Annotated in this window: 18 protein-coding genes and 3 pseudogenes; 14 read left to right on the top strand and 7 right to left on the bottom strand. The window is 64.7% G+C overall.

The window, feature by feature from the left end:
- Together ASE31_RS32650 and ASE31_RS15990 are read right to left on the bottom strand one after the other, a co-directional pair.
- A pseudogene (locus tag ASE31_RS32650) lies at positions 1–136 on the bottom strand (IS5/IS1182 family transposase); the annotation flags it as partial.
- 322 nt (positions 137–458) lie between these two features.
- On the bottom strand, positions 459–1,553 hold the full coding sequence (locus ASE31_RS15990) for a saccharopine dehydrogenase family protein (RefSeq protein WP_057202806.1): 1,095 nt from the start codon (positions 1,551–1,553) through the stop codon (positions 459–461).
- Between the two features lie 168 nt (positions 1,554–1,721).
- Here ASE31_RS15990 and ASE31_RS15985 point away from each other — a divergent pair, with 168 nt between their 5' ends.
- Both ASE31_RS15985 and ASE31_RS15980 read left to right on the top strand, forming a co-directional pair.
- On the top strand, positions 1,722–2,189 hold the full coding sequence (locus tag ASE31_RS15985) for an Lrp/AsnC family transcriptional regulator (protein ID WP_057202871.1): 468 nt from the start codon (positions 1,722–1,724) through the stop codon (positions 2,187–2,189).
- A gap of 119 nt (positions 2,190–2,308) precedes the next feature.
- Positions 2,309–2,647: a hypothetical protein gene (locus ASE31_RS15980; RefSeq protein ID WP_057202805.1), complete on the top strand. Its 339-nt coding sequence runs from the start codon at positions 2,309–2,311 to the stop codon at positions 2,645–2,647.
- Positions 2,648–2,792: 145 nt separating this feature from the next.
- Here ASE31_RS15980 and ASE31_RS15975 read toward each other — a convergent pair whose 3' ends face one another.
- Complete coding sequence (locus ASE31_RS15975; protein ID WP_057202804.1) at positions 2,793–3,434, bottom strand: FMN-dependent NADH-azoreductase; 642 nt, start codon at positions 3,432–3,434, stop codon at positions 2,793–2,795.
- Positions 3,435–3,605: 171 nt separating this feature from the next.
- Between ASE31_RS15975 and ASE31_RS15970 the strand changes: the two genes are divergently transcribed.
- The 3 genes from ASE31_RS15970 (at position 3,606) to ASE31_RS15960 (ending at position 7,340) form a co-directional block, all read left to right on the top strand.
- Positions 3,606–4,502 (top strand): LysR family transcriptional regulator, encoded by an 897-nt coding sequence (locus tag ASE31_RS15970; RefSeq protein ID WP_057202803.1) that lies wholly within the window; start codon positions 3,606–3,608, stop codon positions 4,500–4,502.
- A gap of 153 nt (positions 4,503–4,655) precedes the next feature.
- Positions 4,656–5,444 (top strand): bifunctional 2-polyprenyl-6-hydroxyphenol methylase/3-demethylubiquinol 3-O-methyltransferase UbiG, encoded by a 789-nt coding sequence (locus ASE31_RS15965; protein ID WP_057202802.1) that lies wholly within the window; start codon positions 4,656–4,658, stop codon positions 5,442–5,444.
- A 471-nt stretch (positions 5,445–5,915) separates the two neighbouring features.
- Positions 5,916–7,340, top strand: coding sequence for an RCC1 domain-containing protein (locus tag ASE31_RS15960; protein ID WP_162261401.1), 1,425 nt, complete (start codon positions 5,916–5,918; stop codon positions 7,338–7,340).
- Positions 7,341–7,477: 137 nt separating this feature from the next.
- Here the strand turns inward: ASE31_RS15960 and ASE31_RS33135 are convergent, their stop codons facing one another.
- The 3 genes from ASE31_RS33135 to ASE31_RS15945 form a co-directional block, all read right to left on the bottom strand.
- Positions 7,478–7,651: a hypothetical protein gene (locus ASE31_RS33135; RefSeq protein WP_157412517.1), complete on the bottom strand. Its 174-nt coding sequence runs from the start codon at positions 7,649–7,651 to the stop codon at positions 7,478–7,480.
- Between the two features lie 126 nt (positions 7,652–7,777).
- Positions 7,778–8,398, bottom strand: coding sequence for a hypothetical protein (locus tag ASE31_RS15950; protein WP_157412516.1), 621 nt, complete (start codon positions 8,396–8,398; stop codon positions 7,778–7,780).
- A gap of 36 nt (positions 8,399–8,434) precedes the next feature.
- Positions 8,435–8,863, bottom strand: coding sequence for a DUF1810 domain-containing protein (locus ASE31_RS15945; RefSeq protein WP_057202799.1), 429 nt, complete (start codon positions 8,861–8,863; stop codon positions 8,435–8,437).
- 153 nt (positions 8,864–9,016) lie between these two features.
- Here ASE31_RS15945 and ASE31_RS31675 point away from each other — a divergent pair, with 153 nt between their 5' ends.
- From ASE31_RS31675 to ASE31_RS15935, 3 genes are all read left to right on the top strand, one after another.
- The gene (locus ASE31_RS31675) at positions 9,017–9,154 is read left to right on the top strand and encodes a hypothetical protein (RefSeq protein ID WP_157412515.1); all 138 of its coding nucleotides are present in this window, start codon (positions 9,017–9,019) and stop codon (positions 9,152–9,154) included.
- A 276-nt stretch (positions 9,155–9,430) separates the two neighbouring features.
- The gene (locus ASE31_RS15940) at positions 9,431–10,276 is read left to right on the top strand and encodes a hypothetical protein (protein ID WP_157412514.1); all 846 of its coding nucleotides are present in this window, start codon (positions 9,431–9,433) and stop codon (positions 10,274–10,276) included.
- Between the two features lie 25 nt (positions 10,277–10,301).
- Entirely contained in the window at positions 10,302–10,574 is a 273-nt protein-coding gene (locus ASE31_RS15935) for a DUF3253 domain-containing protein (RefSeq protein WP_057202797.1), read from the top strand.
- A 47-nt stretch (positions 10,575–10,621) separates the two neighbouring features.
- Here ASE31_RS15935 and ASE31_RS15930 read toward each other — a convergent pair whose 3' ends face one another.
- Positions 10,622–10,882, bottom strand: a complete 261-nt coding sequence (locus ASE31_RS15930; RefSeq protein ID WP_057202796.1) for a hypothetical protein — start codon at positions 10,880–10,882, stop codon at positions 10,622–10,624.
- A gap of 132 nt (positions 10,883–11,014) precedes the next feature.
- On the opposite strand from ASE31_RS15930, the gene ASE31_RS15925 reads away from it, so the two are divergent.
- From ASE31_RS15925 to ASE31_RS15895, 6 genes and pseudogenes are all read left to right on the top strand, one after another.
- The gene (locus tag ASE31_RS15925) at positions 11,015–11,458 is read left to right on the top strand and encodes a hypothetical protein (protein WP_235514523.1); all 444 of its coding nucleotides are present in this window, start codon (positions 11,015–11,017) and stop codon (positions 11,456–11,458) included.
- Between the two features lie 196 nt (positions 11,459–11,654).
- A pseudogene (locus ASE31_RS15920) lies at positions 11,655–11,825 on the top strand (IS30 family transposase); the annotation flags it as partial.
- 11 nt (positions 11,826–11,836) lie between these two features.
- Complete coding sequence (locus ASE31_RS15915; protein ID WP_369818306.1) at positions 11,837–13,885, top strand: type IV pili methyl-accepting chemotaxis transducer N-terminal domain-containing protein; 2,049 nt, start codon at positions 11,837–11,839, stop codon at positions 13,883–13,885.
- Entirely contained in the window at positions 13,882–14,574 is a 693-nt protein-coding gene (locus ASE31_RS15910; RefSeq protein ID WP_057202792.1) for a response regulator, read from the top strand. Before ASE31_RS15915 ends, ASE31_RS15910 begins: the two co-directional genes overlap by 4 nt.
- A 239-nt stretch (positions 14,575–14,813) precedes the next feature.
- Positions 14,814–17,759: pseudogene (locus ASE31_RS15900) on the top strand (nitrate/nitrite transporter).
- A gap of 44 nt (positions 17,760–17,803) precedes the next feature.
- Complete coding sequence (locus ASE31_RS15895; RefSeq protein WP_057202790.1) at positions 17,804–21,622, top strand: nitrate reductase subunit alpha; 3,819 nt, start codon at positions 17,804–17,806, stop codon at positions 21,620–21,622.
- Positions 21,623–21,667 lie beyond the last annotated feature (45 nt).

The following is a 21,667-nucleotide window of genomic DNA, read 5'->3' as shown; positions in this document are numbered from 1 at the left end:
CAAGTGCCCGAAGATCCAGCTCTTCGACAAACACATCGACAACGCGCACCGGGTTGTCCTCTGTGATGTAGTCGTCCAGGCACTCCGGTAGCATGGTGACTTGTTGTCGGTCTTCGCCTTCGATGAATCGCTTCATGGGGCACCTCGCTTGAATCGGGTGCCATTATTTTAGTTTTAGGCAGTGGTTTAGGGTTGGGTTTTCACACAGCCTCGGCCGATAGCGGAAGTCTAGCCCACCGCCCCAATTGTTCCTCCGCGATGGTCTAGCCTGCCATCTGCCCTATGACCACAGTGCCGAACTCGGTGGCAACGGTGCCGAACCGGATGTCCAGGAGAGCCGAAATACGCAGCGGCGCTTGCCAATAGCCGAGCTATTGGCTGCACACCGCGCCTTGCATCCCATCCCGAAAAGGGACTTGCGCGGCTTTAAAAGGACCTTGAACAGGCTCTAAGGCCCTTCAGCCAATCGATTCAACCTGGCGGTACTGCTGATACGCCTGGCCAAAACGATTGGCCAGGAAGTCCGGGAGGGCCACTTGCTCCTGGCGAATGAACCCGCGCTGAGGCAGCTTCTGCTCCCGAAACAGGTCCAGGGCCGCACAGATCCCCGCAGCGGTTGTGATCTGGATGGCGGACAACGGGTATGCGCCATCACGCTCGGCGAAGATCTTGCGCGCGAATACCTCCTGCACGAGCGAGCCGTTCTTGGTGCCTGAGACGGTGACGAACACCAGCACCACGTCCTGCATGGTGGCGGGCATGCTGCGCCGAAGAACGGTCTTGAGCGTGTCCTGGTCGCTCTTGAGTTGCAGCTCGTCCAGCAGAAATTGCATCAACGCGCGATGCCCTGGGTAGCGCACCGTCTTGTAGTCGAGGTTGCGCAGCTTTCCGTCCCACGTCTCGCACAAGGTTCCCAGGCCACCCGATGTGTTGAAGGCTTCGTACTCCACCCCGTCCAGCGAAAAGTGCTCCAGCCCCTCCAGCGGCAGGGCCGAGATCACCCGACCGTCGTGTATCGCCTCGCACGGATGGCAGTATTCATTGATCAGGCCATCCACGCTCCACGTCAGGTTGTACTTGAGCGCGTTCGTGGGAAACGCCGGCAGCGCGCCCACGCGCATCTTCACGTCGTGCAGAGCCTCAAAGCCGCTGGCAAGGTGGTGCGCCACGATCCCGATGAAGCCCGGGGCAAGGCCGCACTGCGGCATGAACGCAGTTTCAGCGTCCTGTGCGAGGCGCTTGATTTCCTGGGTTGCAGCCACGTCCTCCGTCAGATCGAAGTAGTGGCAACGGGCGCGCAAGGCCGCCTGGGCAGCAGAAATCGCCAGGTGGTACGGGAGCGCATTGACCACTGCGGTGTGTCCGTCCAGGGCATTCGTGAGTTCTTCGGCACTTGATGTATCGATGCACTTGGTACGGATGCCCTTTTGGGCCAGCCGATCCAATGCTGCCTGGTCACGGTCGAAGACCGTCAACGCAAAGTCGCCACTGGCGTGCAGCAGTTGGGCAATGGTCTGGCCGATGTGGCCAGCGCCGAGAAGAGCTACTTTCATGCGAATTTCCTTCAGAACGGGACGGGGTGTGGAGACCCACCCAGTGTTCCGAAACCCCATGACGAAAAAAAGCATGAGTTCGACGAAATGGCACCAATTTTCGCCGCAATGGCAGACAATATTGACGAATCGTCACCTTGTCATTCTTTTTGGCTTTTGTCCCTCACCATGAACGCGCCGACCAACCTTCCCGAAACGCTGCTGCGCGACAAGTTTGATCGGGAGCTCATTGCGCTGCTGCAGGCCAACGCGCGCGAGAGCACTGCCAACCTGGCCCGCAGGCTCGGCGTGGCCAGAACAACGGTTGTGGCACGCCTCGCAAAACTCGAGGCCAACGGCCTCATCGGCGGCTACTCCGTGCGCCTGGGAGGCGAAGCCGTAGCACGGGGCGTGCAGGCATTTGTAGGGATCGTGGTGCAGCCCAAGGCCGGCAGGGAAGTCATCCGGGAGCTGACGAAGTTTCCCGAGGTACTGCAGCTCGCATCGGTCAGCGGCGAGTTTGACTACATGGCCACCCTTCGGGCCGACAACACGGCGCGGCTTGACGTGCTGCTGGACCAAATCGGGGAGATCGACGGAGTCACCAGGACCAACACCTCGGTCATTCTCGCCCTTCGCATCGACAGAGGTGGCTAGGGCCATGCCTGGAGCGAGGCTCGCCGGTGGTGGAGATTGGCATGCGGCCAGCGCCCTTCCGCAGGGGATTTGAACGCGCATGCGCATGGCCAAAGCCGGGTGGCGCAGACAATCGCGGCATGTCGCCGAACTTCAAAATTCTCTACCTGTTCGTCTCCCCCCACGGCTGGCTGACCGAAGTCAAACGGCTCGGCATGGCCGCCGATGCGCCGAAGGATCAGGTTTACCAGTGGGCGTGGATCACCACGGCCCAGGTCATACCGCTGCGCTTTGTCAGCATGGCAGCCACCGAGCCCCGGCAGCAGCGCGAGTTTGAAGAAGCCAGCCTGTGGTTCGACGCCAGGCGCGGCGCGCTGGCCTGGCATGGCGGCGCTACGGTGGCGCTGGAAGTTCAGGCCGACAATGCATTGCCGTCGCCGCAAGAGCAGCAGCTGCAAGCGCATTTCAGCATGGCTTGACTGCCCGCGCTGGCGCTTGACGCGATTTGGTGATCTGGCGCAGTTGCACGGGCTCGTCACGCCCAAGGCCGACGGGCTGATCGAGAGCGCCTTGGGCAGGGGGCATTGACGCCGCCCGAGGCGCCCGGCGCCCACCCCCGCGGCCTCATGCCCGGTGCGCGCTGCCAGCGCCCGCAGCGCGCTCGATCTGCGCTTGCAGCGGGGCCAGGAAGCCATCCATGGTCTGGGCCTGCAGATCGACGGCCTTGGCGCCGCCGCCCGCCACCACGGTCACGTCTTCGATGCCGATGACGCCGAGGATGAGCCGCAGATACTGCGTGGCGATGTCGCGATCGCGAATGGACGATCCCTCGGTGTAGACGCCGCCCGAGGCCATCAGCAGGGTTGCCTTCCTGCCTTTGACCAGGCCCTGGCCGTCCAGGCCGAGCGTCGCGCCCTTGCGCACGATATGGTCCACCCAGGCCTTGAGCGACGCGGGAACGTTGTAGTTGTAGACCGGGGTCGAGATGGCGATGTGCCCGGCCGCGAGCACCTCGGCGACCATCTCGTCCGACCGCCGCAGTTCGTCCCGCATGGCCTGCGATTGGTTCGCGGGCGGCGTGAAGTAGGCGTGCAGCCAGGGCGCCGTGACGAACGGGGGCGCGCCATCGGCATCGGCCAGGTCGCGGTGCACGACATGGCCAGCCGGATGGGCGGTGCGCCAGGCCGCAAGAAAGCGCTGGGTCATCTGGCGCGAGACGGACTGGGCGCCGCGCGGGCTGGTCTCTACAACGAGGAGTTGGGTCATGGAGGTTTCTTTCCTTCTGTCTTTCGGGGTGGCTGGTGGGCCCGGTGGGTGCGCCGGGCGGGGCCGCCAATGGCGTCGTGAGGGGACTTTAGGCGCCACCTTGCTTCTGCGGAAGCGATGAAAATGTGATACTTTTCATCTGCTTTAGAGATGGACATGGGAGATGGACCGATGATTGGAAGCCTCACCCTCGACCAGTTGCGCGTGCTGGTGGCCATTGCCGACACCGGCAGTTTTTCGGCCGCCGGGCGCAGGCTCAGGCGTGTGCAGTCTGCGGTGAGCCAAGCGGTGGCCAACCTCGAAGCCATGCAGGGCGTCGCGCTGTTCGACCGCCAGGGCCACCGGCCCCAGTTGACCGAGGTCGGCCGTGTACTGGTGGACCAGGCGCGGCTCGTGCTGGCCAGTGCCGCGCGCTTCGAAGCGGTGGCGGCCAGCACACGGGCGGGAGTGGAGCCGCAGTTGGCCATCGCCATCGACCCGCTGGTGCCCACCGCCCCGCTGATCGACAGCCTGCGCGCGCTGAGCCAGGCCTTTCCCGATCTGCCGGTGCACTTTTCGACCGAAGGGCTGGGCGGGTCGCTGCGGCGGCTGCGCAGCGACTCGGCGGCCATGGCGCTGTGCCTGCTGCTGCCGGGCGTGCCCGAGGACATTGCCGCCTACCCGTTGCTGCGCACCCCCATGCGCGCGGTGGCCGTGCCGGGCCATCCGCTGGCCGCGCTGGGCCGCCCGGCCACGCAGGGCGACCTGGCGCCGCACGTCCAACTGGTGCTGTCGGACCCGGCCGATCCGGGCGGCCCCAACTACGGCGTGGCGGGCACCCGGCTGTGGCGTTTTGCCGATCTAGGCCGCCGCATGGACTTCCTCCTGGCGGGATTCGGCTGGTGCCGCATGCCCGAGCACCTGGTGGCAACGGCCATCGCGTCAGGGGCACTCATCGCCATCGAGATCCACGACGACCCCACTCCACCCGAAGGGCTGACCATCTACGCGGCCCACCGGCGTGACCGCGCGCTCGGCGTGGCCGGGCGATGGCTGCTCGACGACCTGCGTCGCAGACTGGTCCACTGAAACCAACGCCACCACCACCATCGGCGCGCCTGGCACCGCGCAGCATCTCCTATACTGCCGGCCGCTTGCAGGGCGGCGCCTCGCCCCGAAGCAATCCGCAACATCCCGCACCGTGCAACGCAGCCCGCACACGCTGCCCCGCGCCGCATTGCCATGAACACACCCGACGCCCACTATTTTGAAATGAACCGCATCGGCTGGGACCGCCGCGCCCGCGTTCACTTCGGATCCAGGTTCTACGACGTGGAGGGCTTCATGGCGGGCGCCACCTCGCTGCGGGACATCGAGCTGGGCCAGTTGAAGGAAGTGGCCGGCAAGCGGCTGCTGCACCTGCAATGCCACTTCGGGCTGGACACCTTGTCGTGGGCCCGCAAGGGCGCCGTGTGCACGGGGGTGGACATCTCGCCGGTGGCCATCGACAAGGCCCAGGAGCTGGCAGCCCGCACCGGCCTGGGCGCTGATTTCGTGTGCTCGGACGTCTACGGCTTTGGCGCTGGCGGCGCGCAGGCGTTCGACATCGTGTTCGCCTCGTACGGGGCCCTGTGCTGGCTCCCCGATCTGGCCCGCTGGGCGCAGGTGGTGGCCTCGCACCTGGCGGTGGGGGGCCTGTTCTACATGGTTGAGTTCCACCCCCTGCGCGACCTGCTGGCGGGGCAGCCGTACTTTGGCAGTGCGGCGCCAGACATCGAAGAAGAAGCCACCTACACCGACAACGGGGCAGGCGCCGTAGCCCAACTGGCCACGTGGTCGCACCCGCTTTCAAGCGTCATCAACGCCTTGGTGGGCGCGGGCATTCGGATAGAGCGTGTGGACGAGTTTGCCTACAGCCCGTACGACTGTTTTGAAGGCATGGTGGAGCGAGAGCCGGGCAGGTTCTACATGGACCACCAGGGCCATGATGTCCCCATGGTGTACAGCATCACCGGCCGCAGGCTCGCCTGATACGGCAGTGGCCGAGCCGTACCCGCAGACGTGGCGGGCAGGGCCACCGCGCGCGCCCTACCTCGGTAGGGTTACGCCAGGCGGCAGGCGCATTCCTGGTGCCGGGGACCAATGGCCCGTTCACCTTCGCCGCGCCGATTGCCAAGGCAGGGATGCGACTGAAACAAATGGCTTCCCCTGGCTGAATTCGTAACGCTTTGTTTGGCTGACAGGGTGTGGTGATGCGAATCACCGCTTTTCGCAAGGCGCCGCAATACCATGGCGCTTGAGAGGCACCCCTGCTGATCGTAAAAAAACATTCGCCAGATTTCAGGGAGGGGAGGCTGTCACCGTGGCGTGTCCATCGTTCGTTGCGCACCGACTTTCTGAAGAGGCCAATGTGGGCTTCGGCAGGTTTCACCAATACTTCCAAAGATGGGTCTTCTGATGAGTTTCTATTCGAATTTTGCGAGCCATCGCCTGCGGTCCGCCGTGTCCCGTCAGCTGGCGCCTCTGGCCTTCAAAATCTGGCTGTTGTTCGCCCTGGTGGCTGGCATGGGCAGCGTGCACGCCGCCACGGTGGTGCACATGGCCACGGGCGCTCAAAACTCTGCAGCGGTGCTCAGCGACGGATCGCTGTGGACCTGGGGCGACAACCAGAGCGGGCAGTTGGGCAATGGCTCCATGGTGAGTGCGGACAAGCCCGTGCTGATCGGCAGCGGTTTCGCCCAGGTGGCCGTGGGCGCCATTGGCAAGTACATGGTGGCCCTCAAGACCGATGGCACCTTGTGGATGTGGGGCTCGGTGCAGCTGAGAAGCCAGACCCTGAACGAAACCCGGCCAGTGCAGGTCGGCAGCGGCTTTGCGCAGTTGATGACCTCGGACACCGCCAGCAAAACAGACGGCTCCGTCTGGTACTGGGGCCATGTGAAAAGCCTCTTCAAAGCGAGTGCCGGTGGCGACATGCTGGACCGGCTGCCACCCGCCTACCTGCAGATGGTCAATAACCGCAACAACGTGTTGTTCGTGCTGGGCGGCGGCGCCATACAGTTTGATTTTGTGCCCTTGGGAGAATGGGACTTGAACAACTGGGTCATCTGGAAGTACGGCTACGGCAGCGCCGGCCCGGTGGACCGTGGTTTTGTGCAGGTGGCCTTGGGCAACTACTCAGCCGCGGGCCTGAAGGATGACGGAACCCTCTGGCAATGGCGCTCTAGCGATGCACCCGTGCTGGTGGGCGGCGGCTATCGCCAAGTCGCCAAAGGTTTCTTCCACACGCTGGCGCTGAAGGCTGATGGCACGGCCTGGGCCTGGGGCACCAGCAACTACCAGGGCGAGTTGGGCAATGCCACCCTCACGGAGAGCGCAAGCCCGCAGCCCCTTGGAGGCGGGTATGCACAGGTAGCGGCATCCGCCCAGCACTCCCTGGCACTCACCACCGACGGCACGCTCCTGGCCTGGGGCAACAACAACGCAGGACAACTGGGTGTGGGGCCGGTGGGACAATCGCAACTGTCGCCGCTGCCCGTGGTGTTCGAAGGCGCGGGTGCACCGGGGCTGGGCACCATGGTGGCCACAGGGACCCTGACCCGCCTGACGATCTCCGCGCACGTACAGATAAAACCCGAGCACCTCGCCAGTGGTGCCAAGGGGCATCCCTACCTCATAGCGATCACGCCCGACGGCACCATGTACACCTACTCGGTGCCCAATTTCGACCGCCTCAATCCCGCCAACCCACTGGCCTGGGCCGACCGCCTGCAAAACACGTCCTCCGTCTTGTTCGTGAACCAGGACCTGACCCACTTGTCTGGCACCGCCTTTTTCATCGGCTATGGACTGGGTGCGACCACCGCCGAGAGCCTGGGTGAAATGCTCAACAGCTATCGCTACAAGCGGGTCTACGACATTCAATAGCCGGTACATCCCAAGGCAACGCCCGCCCGTACAGGTGGGCGATGGATGTGATCGGGGCATTCTCGAATTGCCCCGTGCGCGATCCTCACCCGCGCGCACGGGCCTAGCGATCACACACCATCACACGCGCGTGATGGTCAGCATGTGTGCGAGCCGCTGCCGCGGCAGGCCCACAATGAGGGCATCGAACTGGGCCTGTGTGAGTGCGGTTGCTGCAGCGGCGCCCCATCGCTGGGCCAGGCAAAGCGTCGCTGGTTCAGGCGGTGCGTTGCGCACCACACGCCAAAGCCATCGTGCACCACCAGCTTCATCCGCGTGCCGCAAATTGGCAAAAAGGTAAGCGTGGTGGGCTTGCGCGGCGCCGAAGACTTGCACCACGCTGGCGATCAGGCGGTCGGCGCCGGCACGCGCAAGCTTCGTGGCACCTGCAGTGCCCATCAGCGCCGCCGGGTGATGGCCTGCATCTGTTGGTCGCGAACTGCCTTGAGCTTGTTGTACAGGTCGCCCCACGGGCCCTTGTGCCGGGAGCCGACGATGAGCAGGCTGGCCAGGGACCAGCACAGCACGAAGGCGACGACCAGAACCCCCCACGCCAGCAGGGCCCCCAGGGGCTTGTAGTCACCGCCCCGCATCACCAGCGCGCCGGCCCTCCATGCCCACAGCGAGAGCCCCACGGGCAGTATGGCGAAAACAATGCCCATGGCCAGACCGGCCAGCGGGAAGGCCTTGCCCAGCGCAGGCACCACCCAGCACACGGCCACCAGCGTCACCAGCGAAGCCAGATGCCCGGGCAGCACCAGCCAGCTGACGCCCGCCCCCAGTACCAGCAACATCGCCGTCCCCCATACCGAACCTTGGGGAGCACCGCCTGGCAATGGACTGCCGGGCTCTGGTGGCTGGTCACCATGCTCCAACCGGTCGTTCAGCACCTCCTGTGCAATGGCCTGTGCCGGTGCCGCCAGCTGCCCTGCGGCGATGCGCCGCTCCAGCTCCTGCATGGGCATCTGCCGGTACAGCGCAACCAGTGACAGCCGCTTCTTTTCGCTGAGGCCATTCATCATCGGGGCGGTCAACCGATAAGGTGGGTGGCCTGTTCAGCCCGGGCCCAGCAGTTCCAGCGTGCGGGCGTCCTTCACGCCATCGAAATACCGCTGCAGCACGGCCTGGAACACGCTGTCGGTTGCAGACACCTCGCCAAACAGCGTCATGCTGGAGCACAGCTTCAGGTCGTCGGGGGTGCCCAGCACGTCGCGGGCAGATGCCGTTGGCAGCGCGAGCAGCAACTGGCAGCACTCGCGCAGACGGCTGCCCAGCACGGGGTGGTCGAGATACGCCCTGGCCTCGGCGCGGGACTGTATGGCGTAGCGCACCGCCATGTCACTGTGCCCCAGGCCCTTGAGCTGGGGAAACACGAACCACATCCAGTGTGTGCGCTTCTTGCCCGCCTTGAGCTCGGCGAGCACGCGCGCCCACACGGGCTCCTGTGCGCCCAGGAATCGGTCCAGAACGGGTGGTAAAGGCATGCCGCCATTGTATGAGGGCTATCGCGGCAAGCCCACTGCCGCCTGCGCCGTTGCACTGACCGCTTGCCGACACGCTGTTGACCCAGCCTCCTACAGAACGCAGCTGCATCGCCGCCGATGCTATGCGCACACCTACCAACCTGGAGAACACTGATGCGCAAGATGATCCTGATGGCCATTGCCGGATTCCTGTGGAAGAAATACAAGGCCCACAACGCCACCAACACGCCCAACGCAACCGGCAGGGGGCCGGCAACGGCCGCCACCACCACGCCTTCGGCACGGCCCTGAGCACCGCGCGATAAGCAGGCCGGCCGCGCCTGCTGCGCACCCGGCACACCATTGAGGCGGTGCTGAGTGACTGCGCGCCAGGCAAGCCCACGGGGCCTGGCGACATGGCGCGGGCATTGCCGGCACCAGGCGCAGTGGCAGGCGTTGATGCCTACCACGCGCACCTAGGCAGATGGGCTTTGGGGCATGCAACCTGCAGGTGACGCCCGTCACGCCCTGCTGCTGTTGGGGGGTTACCTGGCGTAGTGGTGGCAACCATAATTTGCCATTTTTGCCATGACCAACTCCACACCATCAACCCCTTCGCCCGCAGCGCCAACGCGCTGCATCCCCCTCGCCTGCCTGGCCTTGGCGGCATCGCTGGCGGCCTGCGGTGGGGGTGGCGGCGATGAAGCCCCCGGCCCCTCGCCGGCAGACCGCTTCACCATCGGCGGCACGGTGAGCGGGCTGGTCGCACCCAGCGCAGGCAGCAACACCCATGCCCCCAGGCTCGTGCTGCAGAACAACGAGGGCGACGACCTCACGGTCACAGCCAGTGGCCGCTTCGCCTTTGCCACGCCGCTCGCGGCAGGCAGCGCCTACGCGGTGCGGGTGCAGTCGCAGCCCGCCGGCCAGACCTGCAGCGTGGCCCAGGGCAGCGGTGCCGTGCCCGGCGCTGCGGTGCAGGCGGTGCAGGTGGCCTGCGCGCCTGCGGTGTGGGGCCTGCCCGAGGGCCTTTGGGTGCGCGAAGCCTGCGGCCCCACCGGCGCCACTGCCGGGCAAAGCGGGCGCAGCCTGTTTCGCCTGACGCGCCAGGACGAGACCCACGTCACCGTCACGCAGGGAACCATGGTCTACGACAACGCCCAATGCACGGGCACCGGCAAAGTGTTGACCGAAAGGGACTACGCGCGCTTCGAGGTGGACCGCAAGGAAACCCGGGGCGCGATCACGGCCTGGTGGGGCAATTGGGACTACACCGTGAGCAGCGACCGCCCCACCCGTGCCGTGTTTTCGCGCTCGGGCCCCACCATGTGCTGGGACGTGGACCATTTCTGGGCCCAGTTCCCCACAATGGACCAGGTGGAAAGCGCTGTGGCCAGCGCGATCCCGTCACGCCAGTGCTACCTGCAGGCGGAGTGACCGGACAGCTTGCAGACCTGCCCTCATGCGCGACGCAGCCATCGAACAAGCCATCCTGGCCCTGCTGGCTGAGCGCGCGCCAAGCAAGACCATCTGCCCTTCCGAAGTGGCGCGCGCGCTGGCGCAGGACAACGAAGCACAGTGGCGCCCGATGATGCCCGCCGTGCGCAGCGCTGCGGACCGGCTGGCAGGCGAAGGCCGCCTGCAGGTGCTGCAGCGCGGCCAGGCGGTGGCCTCGGCTGTGCAGGCGGTGGGGCCGATCCGCCTGGCCAGGCCCGCCCCGCCCAGCACCACGTGACCCGCCAGACTGGGGCCTGAGCCACAATCTGCGGCCTTGCAACCGGGTCAGGGCATTCGGGAGCCCGGCGGGGCTGTCAGCGCCTGGATGAACGCAGCCAGACCCATGCACTCGGGGCTGCGGCTTTCATCCCAAAGGCACTGCACTCGTACACCCGCTTGCGAGAAGTGGACGTTGAATGCGTTGCCGGTGATCTCCAGCTCGCCGTGGTGCCCGGCCATGACGCTCCTGGCAAAGCCCAGGTACCGGTCGCGGTCGCGCGCGGTGGGCATGTCGCTGTCGATCAGGTCGTGCAGCCATGAAGGCATTGGTGCGTATCTCCCATCGGTGAACAGGTCCAATGGCGCAGCGGCCCCCTCCCCCTTGATCGTAAGCGCGACCCATTGCGCACGCTACCATTACCGGCACACAACGTAGAGGGGGGTCAAGGCATGCGAAGAATGGCAGCAACGGGATGGGCAGTGGCATTGGCAATTGCAGCCGCACTGGCCGGATGCGGCACGGCACCGGACAAGCTCAAGGAGTCGGACTTCAATGTCCGCAAGGTGGCACTGGCCGTGCCCGCCCAAGAGGCTTCGACCAACTTCCGTGAAAGCCTGCGCCATTGCCGCAAAGGCACGGCCTTCTGGGGCAGCACCCTGGGCATACCGGACTGTGGCCAGCAAAGCGCCGACGGCTCCATGACCTGCAACATCTACGCGGACAAGGGGATGGGCATGGGACGCTCGAACATCGTGCTCGGCATCGTGGCCATACAGCCCGCCCCCACAGGCAGCACCGCCACGCTCAAGGTACAGACCTGGGTGGGCCGCAACCACATCGTATTGGACGCCTGGGAGAACTATGTGCGTGGAGCACCCAAAGAGGTGTGCCCGGGCAAGTGACCGCCCCCGCCCGGCACCGCCCCTCGCGCGGTGAAGCCAGTCGGGACGTCGGTGCAAGCAGGTGGTTCAGCGCTTTGGCGGCAGCGGCAGATCCTTCAGCAGCCCGGCAATCAGCACATCCGCCCGGGCCTGCGCCTCGCGGTTCATCCACACCGAGAACGTCGCCATGGCCGCCTTGTTGGCGGCTCTTTCTTGCCAGTACCTGCCCAAGGGGAAGGACCTGAGCATCTACAGCCAGCAGCAGCTCGATGCGATAGCCGATGAGATCAACGAGCGCCCAAGAAAATGGCTGGGGGTACGATCACCCTTGGCGGTGTACCGAGAGTTGCTGATCAACAACCCGCAGCACTTCACCCTTGTTCATTGAAATCCAGGGTGTTGCGCATCGCTTTTGATCCGCATCACATGAAATGGGACTGCAAGTGCATTATTTTCTCAGCCAGGCACAACTGCCTGAGACAGCAGCCTGTCGCAAGCAGGTATTTGCAAACCTTGAAACCCGGTAACCACCACGTGATGGCCTCCACCGCATCCCTGTCAACCAAGCTGGTACGCATCGGCGCGGGGTTGCTGCTCGTCGCGCTCGCTTCCATCGGTCTCACGCTATGGGTGACCTGGCAGCTCGAAGGTGGAGCCGCAGCGGTGAACGAGGCCGGACGAATGCGCATGCAAACCTGGCGGATCACTAGCGTTGCGCAATCCGATCGTGCGCCGACCGAGGTGGCTGCGCTGGTGCAGCAGTTCGACCAGAGCTTGGAGTTGCTGCGCCGGGGCGACGCTGGCCGGCCGCTCTTCGTGCCCTGGGACGAAACGGTTGCCACCAAATTTGCCACAGTGGAGGCGCTATGGCAGAGCCAGCGCCCGCTGTGGTCACAAGGGTCGCCGCCCGATCCGACACAAGCCCTGGCCGCGGCCGACGCCTTCGTCGATGCCATCGACGCACTGGTGCTCGCCATCGAGCACCAGCTATCGGGTTTGACTGCCATCCTTAACCTGTTCCAGTTCCTCATGATGGCGCTGGCACTCCTCGGCGCGGTGGTGATGCTCTACACAGGCTACATGTACGTCATCAACCCGCTGGCCCACCTGCGCGAGAGCTTGCGCCGGCTGGAATCGGGCGACTTCAAGGCGCGCGTAGAGGTCGACACACTCGACGAGTTCGGCCAGGTGGCAGGGGGTTTCAACCGCATGGCCTCCACGCTGCAGACGATGTACGCTGGCCTAGAGAGCCAGGTAGAGGCCAAGACGCGCCACATCGAAGCGCAGCGCGCGCGGCTGGAGACGCTGTATGAGGTCAGCGCCTTCATGGCCCAGGCTGGCAGCATCGAAGAACTTTCTCGCGGCTTTTCCCAGCGCGTTCGCGCAGTGGTGAAGGCGGACGCAGTGGCGGTGCGCTGGAGCGACGAAGCCAGCCAGCGCTATCTGATGCTGGCCACCGACTGCTTTCCGCAGGACATGGTGGAAGCCGAGCGCAGTCTGCTGGCGGGGGCGTGTGCTTGCGGCAACCTGCAGCCCGATGCCCGCACCCGGGTGATCCCCATCCGCAGCCACGACGAGTTGGAGGTACGGCACTGCGTGCGCGCCGGTTTCGAGACGCTGGTGAGCGTGCCGGTGCGCCTGCAGCAGCGCCTCATCGGCGAGATCAACCTGTTCTACCGGTCGCAGACCAACCTGAGCGCAGGCGAGTCCGAGCTGTTGGATGCCCTGGCAAGCCACCTTGCCAATGCGCTGGAGAGCCTGCGCGCGGCCGCGCTGGAACGCGAGGCCGCGGTGGGCGAGGAGCGGGCATTGATTGCTCGCGAGCTGCATGACTCCATCGCGCAGTCGCTGGCCTTTCTCAAGATCCAGGTGCAGCTGCTGCGCACTGCGGCAACCAAAGGCCAAGACGCGCGAGTGATGAGCACGCTGGACGAACTCGACGAAGGTCTGCGTGAGAGCATCAACGACGTGCGAGAACTGCTGGTGCACTTTCGCACCCGCACCAACACCGACGACATCGAACGCGCCCTGCAGGAGACGCTGCAGAAGTTTCAGCACCAGACGGGCTTGCCAGCCAAGTTGCACGTCGAAGGCCACGGCCTTCCTCTGCCTGCCGATGTGCAGGTGCAGGTGCTGCACGTGTTGCAGGAGTCGCTCTCCAACGTGCGCAAGCACGCGGGGGCGCGCCACATTCAGCTTGATGTGATCAAGGGCGCGCGCTGGCGCTTTCGTGTGCGCGACGACGGTGCGGGATTCGACGTGCTGGACACGCCCGGTGATTCCCACGTGGGCCTGAAGATCATGCGCGAGCGCGCCGCGCTCATTGGCGCGCGGGTCGACGTAAGCTCCGAGCCCGGCAATGGCACCACCGTGACCCTGACGCTGCCACCCCACCCTGTGGCGGCCAGCCCTGTTGCAGCAATCACCAACGAACACCCCCTTCCATGAACGTCACACCCACCCACCCGATACAGTTACTCGTGGTGGACGACCACTCCCTGTTCCGTCGCGGGCTCATGGCCCTGCTTTCGCAGGACACACGCTTCGAGGTGACTTGCGAAGCGGGTGACGTAGGCGAGGCACTGCGCTGCGTTGCGCGCCAGCGACCTGACGTGATCCTGCTCGACAACCACCTCCCTGGCGTGTTGGGCGTGGACGCCATCCCCGCGCTGCGCGAGGCCGCGCCTGGCAGCCGCGTGCTCATGCTCACTGTGAGCGAAAACGAGGCCGACCTGGTGGCCGCGCTCAAAGCCGGCGCCGACGGGTATTTGCTGAAGACGGTGGAGTCGCACCACCTGTGTGAGGCCATTGTCAAGGTGATGGACGGTGAATCGGTGGTGAGCCCGGAGATGACGACCAAGCTGGTATCGGCCTTGCGCTCCCAGCCCGCCGCCGACGGCCCTGGCACTTCTATCGTTGCACCCGTGACTAGCTCGGATGCCGAGCTCGCCTCGCTGTCGGTGCGAGAACTCGAGATCCTGCACCTGATCGCGCGCGGCGACAGCAACAAACACATCGCCCGTCAGCTCGACATTGCCGAGACCACGGTAAAGATACACGTGCAGCACATCCTGCGAAAACTCCACCTCACCTCGCGTGTGCAGGCGGCGGTATTCGCCGCCCGACACGCTTCATAGCAGGCCCGCCAATTGCCCTTCTCGAGTGCTGGAGTGCCGCCCAGCTCGCTCGCGGTGGATGTCGGCAGCGCGTAGGGCAACAACGCTCTCGCGCATTGATCCAGGTCAACCGGCGGCCACAAACCGGTTGAGGTAGTTCTTCTGGACGCCCTGAGTCCTCCCACCATCGTTCTTCAGAGCCGCCCTGGCCACCCAGGTGACGGATAGCCACCAGCGTGCCCATCGCCGACAGTCTTGCCATGCCCCGCGTGGAGAAAGACAACATGGCCTCTGAATTGAACAACGACAAAAAAGCTTGGTCGGTGCTGATCGTCAGCACCCTGGCGTTCACCGTGTGCTTCATGGTCTGGATGATGTTCGGCGTCATAGGCATCCCGATCAAGAAGGCGCTCGACCTCAACTCCACCCAGTTCGGCCTGCTCATGGCCACACCAGTGCTCACTGGCTCGCTGGTGCGAGTGCCCCTGGGCATCTGGACCGACCGCTTTGGTGGCCGCATCGTGATGGCCCTGCTCATGGCCATCACCGTGCCGGCGATCTGGCTCATGAGCTACGCCACCGCCTACTGGCACTTCCTCACCATCGGCCTGTTCGTGGGTCTCGCGGGCGGCGCGTTCTCGGTCGGCACGCCCTATGTGGCGCGCTGGTTCCCCAAGCACCGCCAGGGCATGGCCATGGGCGTGTACGGCGCGGGCAACTCGGGCGCCGCGGTCAACAAGTTCGTAGCCCCGGTGCTGCTGGTCGCCTTCGGCTGGACCATGGTGCCGCAGGTGTACGCGGCCATCATGCTGGGCACGGTGGTGCTGTTCTGGCTGTTCACCCACAGCAACCCCGACCACCTGGTGCCAAGCAACGTGTCCTTCATGGATCAGCTCAAGGCGCTGAAAGACCCCAAGGTGCTCAAGTACTGCCAGTATTACAGCATCGTCTTCGGCGGCTACGTGGCGCTCTCGCTGTGGATGGTGCAGTACTACGTGGGCGAGTTCGGTCTGGACATCCGAGTGGCCGCGCTGCTGGCGGCCTGCTTCTCGCTGCCCGGTGGCGTGTTGCGCGCGGTGGGCGGCGTGATGTCGGACAAGTTCGGCGCGCACAAGGTCACCTGGTGGGTGCTGTGGATGAGCTGGGTCTGCCTGTTCCTGCTGTCTTACCCGCAGACCGATTTCACAGTGGCAACGGTGGATGGCCCCAAGACCTTCCACATCGGCCTCAACGTGTACCTCTTTACCGCGCTGATGTTCATCCTGGGCATCGCCTGGGCCTTCGGCAAGGCCAGCGTCTTCAAGTACATCAGCGACGACTACCCGAAGAACATCGGCGCCATCAGCGGCATCGTGGGACTGGCCGGTGGCCTGGGAGGCTTCGTGCTGCCCATCCTTTTCGGCGTGTTGATGGACCTCACCGGCATCCGATCGAGCGCATTCATGTTGATGTACGGCGTAGTGTGGGTCTCGCTCATCTGGATGTACTGGACCGAGGTGCGCAAGACCGAAGTCATGGGCGCCAACGCCAAACCCTTTTCCCTTCAGAACTGACGCTCCGCGTTGCTTGCCACTCTCATGAACAACACATCCAAAGTCGAACCTGACATCGTCGATTGGCGCCCGGAAGACCAGACCTTCTGGAACGCCACCGGCAAGCGCATCGCCTACCGCAACCTCTGGATTTCCGTGCCGGCCCTGCTGTGCGGCTTCGCCGTCTGGGGCATGTGGGGAATCATCACGGTACAGATGCTCAACCTGGGCTTTCCCTTCACCCAGGCCGAGCTGTTCACGCTTACCGCCATCTCCGGCATCTCGGGCGCCACCATGCGCATCCCGGCGTCCTTCCTGGTGCGGCTGGCCGGTGGGCGCAACACCATCTTCCTCACCACGGCGATGCTGCTGGCACCGGCCATCGGCACCGGCTTTGCGCTGCAGCACCCCGAGTGGCCGCTGTGGTCGTTCCAACTGCTGGCGCTGTGGTCCGGCGTGGGTGGCGGCAACTTCGCCTCCAGCATGTCCAACATCAGCACCTTCTTTCCCAAGCGGCTGCAGGGTACGGCCCTGGGCCTGAACGCCGGCCTGGGCAACTTCGGCGTGACCACGATGCAGATCGTCATCCCGCTGGTGATGACGCTGCCCTTGCTGGGCGCCTTCGGTGGTGAGTCGATGACGCTGGTGAAGGACAGCGGCTGGATCTTCGGCAAGATCGCCGCCGGCACGCCCACCTGGATCCAGAACGCTGGCTTCGCCTGGGTGATCTCGCTCGTGCCACTGTCGATCCTGGCGTGGTTCGGCATGAACAACCTGAAGACCGTGTCGCCCGACGCCGGTCACCCCATCGCCGCGTTCGCCAAAGTCACCTACCTCTACACCCTGGCCTTCATCCCGGCCATCTTCATGCTCTGGCTGTATCTGCCGGCCCCCACCGGGCTGGGCATCCTGAACATGTGGATCGCCATCCCGCTGGACATCATCCTCGCGCTGCTCATGATGCGCGTGGCCGCCTTCGGTGCCATGAAGGAGAACGTGGCAAAGCAGTTCGCCATCTTCCGCAACAAGCACACCTGGTCGCTCACCGCGCTCTACATCGTCACCTTCGGCTCCTTCATCGGCTTCTCGATGGTACTGCCGCTGGCCATCACGGTGATCTTCGGCTTCCAGCACGTGGCGGACGCCGCCGGTGTGATGACACACACGCTGAAAAATCCGAACGCACCCTCGGCCTTGACCTATGCCTGGATCGGTCCCTTCGTCGGTGCCGCGGTGCGGCCCATCGGTGGCTGGATCTCCGACAAGGTCGGCGGCTCCATCGTCACGCAGGTCATCTCGGCGGTGATGGTGCTGGCTTCCGCTGCGGTGGGCTACGTGATGATGCAGGCCTACACCTCGGCCACACCCGAGCAGTACTTCCCCGCCTTCATCGGCCTGTTCATCGTGCTGTTCTTTGCCAGCGGCATCGGCAACGGCTCGACCTTCCGCACCATCGGCGTCATTTTCGACCGCCAGCAGGCCGGCCCCGTGCTGGGCTGGACCTCGGCCGTGGCCGCCTACGGCGCCTTCATCGCCCCGGTGGTTATCGGCGCGCAGATCAAGGCCGGAACCCCGCAGTTCGCCATGTACGGCTTCGCCATTTTTTATGCCGTCTGCCTGGTCTTGAACTGGTGGTTCTACCTGCGCAAGGGCGCAGAGATCAAGAACCCCTGACCCCGCACACCTCAGATGCCACGCCCCCATTTCCGGAGACATTCATGAGCCATTTTCTCGACCGCCTTTCCTACTTCTCGCTGCCGCGCGAAAACTTCTCGGGCAACCACGGCCATACCACCGGCGAAGACCGGACCTGGGAAGACGCCTACCGCAACCGCTGGGCGCACGACAAGATCGTGCGCAGCACCCACGGCGTGAACTGCACCGGCTCGTGCTCGTGGAAGATATACGTCAAGGGCGGCATCGTCACCTGGGAAACCCAGCAGACCGACTACCCGCGCACACGCTGGGACATGCCCAACCACGAGCCCCGCGGCTGCGCGCGCGGGGCGTCCTACAGCTGGTACCTCTACAGCGCCAACCGCGTGAAATACCCCATGGTGCGCGGGCGCCTGCTGGAGCGCTGGCGTGCCGCGCTCAGCGTTGCCAAGACCCCGGTGGACGCCTGGGCCACCATCGTCGAGAACCCCGAAGCCCGTCGCGACTACCAGCAGGTGCGTGGCATGGGCGGCTTCGTGCGCAGCACCTGGGACGAAGTCAACCAGCTGATCGCCGCAGCCAACGTCTACACCATCAAGCAGCACGGACCCGATCGCATCATTGGCTTCAGCCCCATCCCGGCCATGAGCATGGTGAGCTACGCCGCCGGCTCGCGTTACCTCTCGCTCATCGGCGGCGTGTGCATGAGCTTCTACGACTGGTACTGCGACCTGCCGCCGGCCAGCCCGCAGGTCTGGGGCGAGCAGACCGACGTGCCCGAATCGGCCGACTGGTACAACAGCTCGTTCATCATCGCCTGGGGGTCCAACGTACCGCAGACGCGCACACCCGATGCCCACTTCTTCACCGAGGTGCGCTACAAGGGCGCCAAGACGGTGGCAGTGACACCCGACTACTCCGAGGTGGCCAAGCTCTCCGACCTCTGGCTGCACCCCAAGCAGGGTACAGATGCAGCACTCGCCATGGCCATGGGCCACGTGGTGCTGAAGAACTTCTATTTTCCCGATGACGGCAAGCCACGCAGCAGCTACTTCGACGACTACGCGCGCCGCTACACCGACCTACCACTGCTCGTGATGCTCAAGGAACACGTGTTGGCAGACGGCACCAATACCCTTGTGCCCGACCGCTACCTGCGTGCCAGCGATTTCAACGGCCAGCTCGGCCAGCAGAACAACCCGGAGTGGAAAACCGTCGCCTTCGATACCGATGGCAAGGCCGTGTTGCCCAACGGCTCGATCGGTTTCCGCTGGGGCGAAGCCGGCCGCAGCGACGAGGGCAAGTGGAATCTGCAGGCCAAGGAAGCGCGCAGCGACACAGATGTGAAGCTCAAGCTCTCGGTGATCGAAGACGGCGAGCAGGGCACCCAGGTGGTGAACGTGGCCTTCCCCTACTTCGGTGGCGAGGCCTCCCCGCACTTCACCGCGAACGCGCAGAACGGCAGCATCAACCACGCACGCGTGCCGGCGGTGCGCCTGCGCCTGGGCAAGGCCGGCGAAGAGCGCCACGCCATGGTGGCCACCGTGTTCGACCTGCAAGTCGCGCAGTACGGCATCGACCGTGGTCTGGGCAGTGGCGCCAAGAACTTCGATGACAACGCCGCCTACACGCCGGCCTGGCAGGAAAGCATCACCGGCGTGCCGCGCGACCAGGTGATCACCGTCGCGCAGCAATTTGCGGACAACGCCGACAAGACGCACGGCAAGTCGATGGTGATCATCGGCGCGGCCATGAACCACTGGTACCACGCCGACATGAACTACCGCGGCGTGATCAACCTGCTGATGATGTGCGGCTGCATCGGCCAAAGCGGGGGCGGCTGGGCGCACTACGTGGGCCAGGAAAAGCTGCGCCCGCAGACCGGCTGGTTGCCCTTGGCCTTTGCCACCGACTGGGCACGCCCGCCGCGCCAGATGAACAGCACCAGCTTCTTCTATGCGCACACCGACCAGTGGCGCTACGAGAAGCTTGGCATGGAGGAGATCGTGAGCCCGCTGGCCGACAAGGCCGCGTTCAGTGGCAGCATGATCGACTTCAACGTCCGCGCCGAGCGCATGGGCTGGTTGCCCAGTGCCCCTCAGCTCAAGACCAACCCGCTGCAGGTGGTGAAAGACGCCACCGCCGCCGGGCTTGATGCCAAGGACTATGTGGTGCGAGCGCTGAAAGACGGCACACTGGCCATGAGCTGCGAAGATCCGGACGCGCCGCAGAACTGGCCGCGCAACATGTTCGTGTGGCGCAGCAATCTGTTGGGCTCCAGCGGCAAGGGCCACGAGTATTTCTGCAAGCACCTGCTGGGCACCGAGAACGGTGTGCAGGGAAAAGACCTGGGCAAGGACGAAGCGAAGCCCCAAGAGGTGGTGTGGCACGAACACGCACCGAAAGGCAAGCTGGACCTGCTGGTCACGCTCGACTTCCGCATGAGCACCACCTGCATGTACTCCGACGTGGTGCTGCCCACCGCCAGCTGGTATGAGAAGAACGACCTCAACACCAGCGACATGCACCCCTTCATCCACCCGCTCTCGGCGGCGGTTGACCCGGTGTGGCAAAGCCGCAGCGACTGGGAGATCTACAAGGGCTTTGCGAAAGCCTTCAGCGAAGTCTGCGTGGGCCACCTGGGTGTGGAAAAAGAAGTGGTGCTGACACCCATCATGCACGACACCCCCGGCGAACTCGCGCAGCCGTTTGAGGTGAAGGAATGGCGCAAGGGCCACTGTGAACTCATCCCCGGCAAGACCGCGCCGCAGATCACCGTGGTCGAGCGCGACTACCCCAACACCTTCAAACGCTTCACGGCGCTGGGCCCCTTGCTCGACAAGCTGGGCAATGGCGGCAAGGGCATCGGCTGGAAAACCGGCACCGAGGTGGAACAGCTCGGCCAGCTCAACGGCACCACAATGGACGAAGGCGTGACCAAGGGCATGCCGAAGATCGTGACCGACATCGACGCCTGCGAAGTCATCCTGCAGCTTGCCCCCGAGACCAACGGCCACGTGGCGGTGAAGGCCTGGGAAGCGCTTGGCAAACAGACCGGCATCGACCACACCCACCTGGCGATCCACCGCGAGGACGAGAAGATCCGCTTTCGCGACATCCAGGCGCAGCCGCGCAAGATCATCAGCAGCCCCACCTGGAGCGGCATCGAGAGCGAGACGGTGAGCTACAACGCCGGCTACACCAATGTGCACGAACTCATTCCATGGCGCACCCTCACCGGCCGCCAGCAGTTCTACCAGGACCACCCCTGGATGATTGCCTTTGGTGAAGGCCTGGGCAGCTACCGCCCGCCGGTGGACATGAAGGCGACCTCCGGCATTCACAACATCAAGTCCAACGGCAACGCGGAGATCGTGCTGAACTTCATCACGCCGCACCAGAAGTGGGGCATCCACTCGACCTACAGCGACAACCTGATGATGCTCACCCTCAACCGGGGCGGCACCGTGGTCTGGCTCAGCGAAGACGACGCCAAGAGTGCCGGCATCGAGGACAACGACTGGGTCGAGCTGTTCAACATCAACGGCGCGGTGGCCGCGCGTGCGGTGGTGAGCCAGCGTGTGAACCCGGGCATGGTGATGATGTACCACTCGCAGGAAAAAATCATCAACACCCCGGGCTCGGAGATCACCGGCGTGCGCGGCGGCATCCACAACTCCGTCACGCGCATCGTGCTCAAGCCGACCCACATGATCGGCGGCTACGCGCAGCTCAGCTACGGCTTCAACTACTACGGAACGATCGGCACCAACCGCGACGAGTTCGTCGTGGTTCGGAAGATGGACAAGGTGGACTGGCTCGACACACCGGCCGACGACCATCTCATCCGCGCGTATCAGTCAGAAGGAGAGAATCCATGAACCCCCACGCTCACGTTCGTTCGCTGCCCCCGATGGGGACGCATG

The organism is Acidovorax sp. Root217 (genome assembly GCF_001428645.1).
Lineage (GTDB): Bacteria > Pseudomonadota > Gammaproteobacteria > Burkholderiales > Burkholderiaceae_C > Acidovorax.
This window is presented reverse-complemented; position numbering and strand designations above follow the sequence as displayed.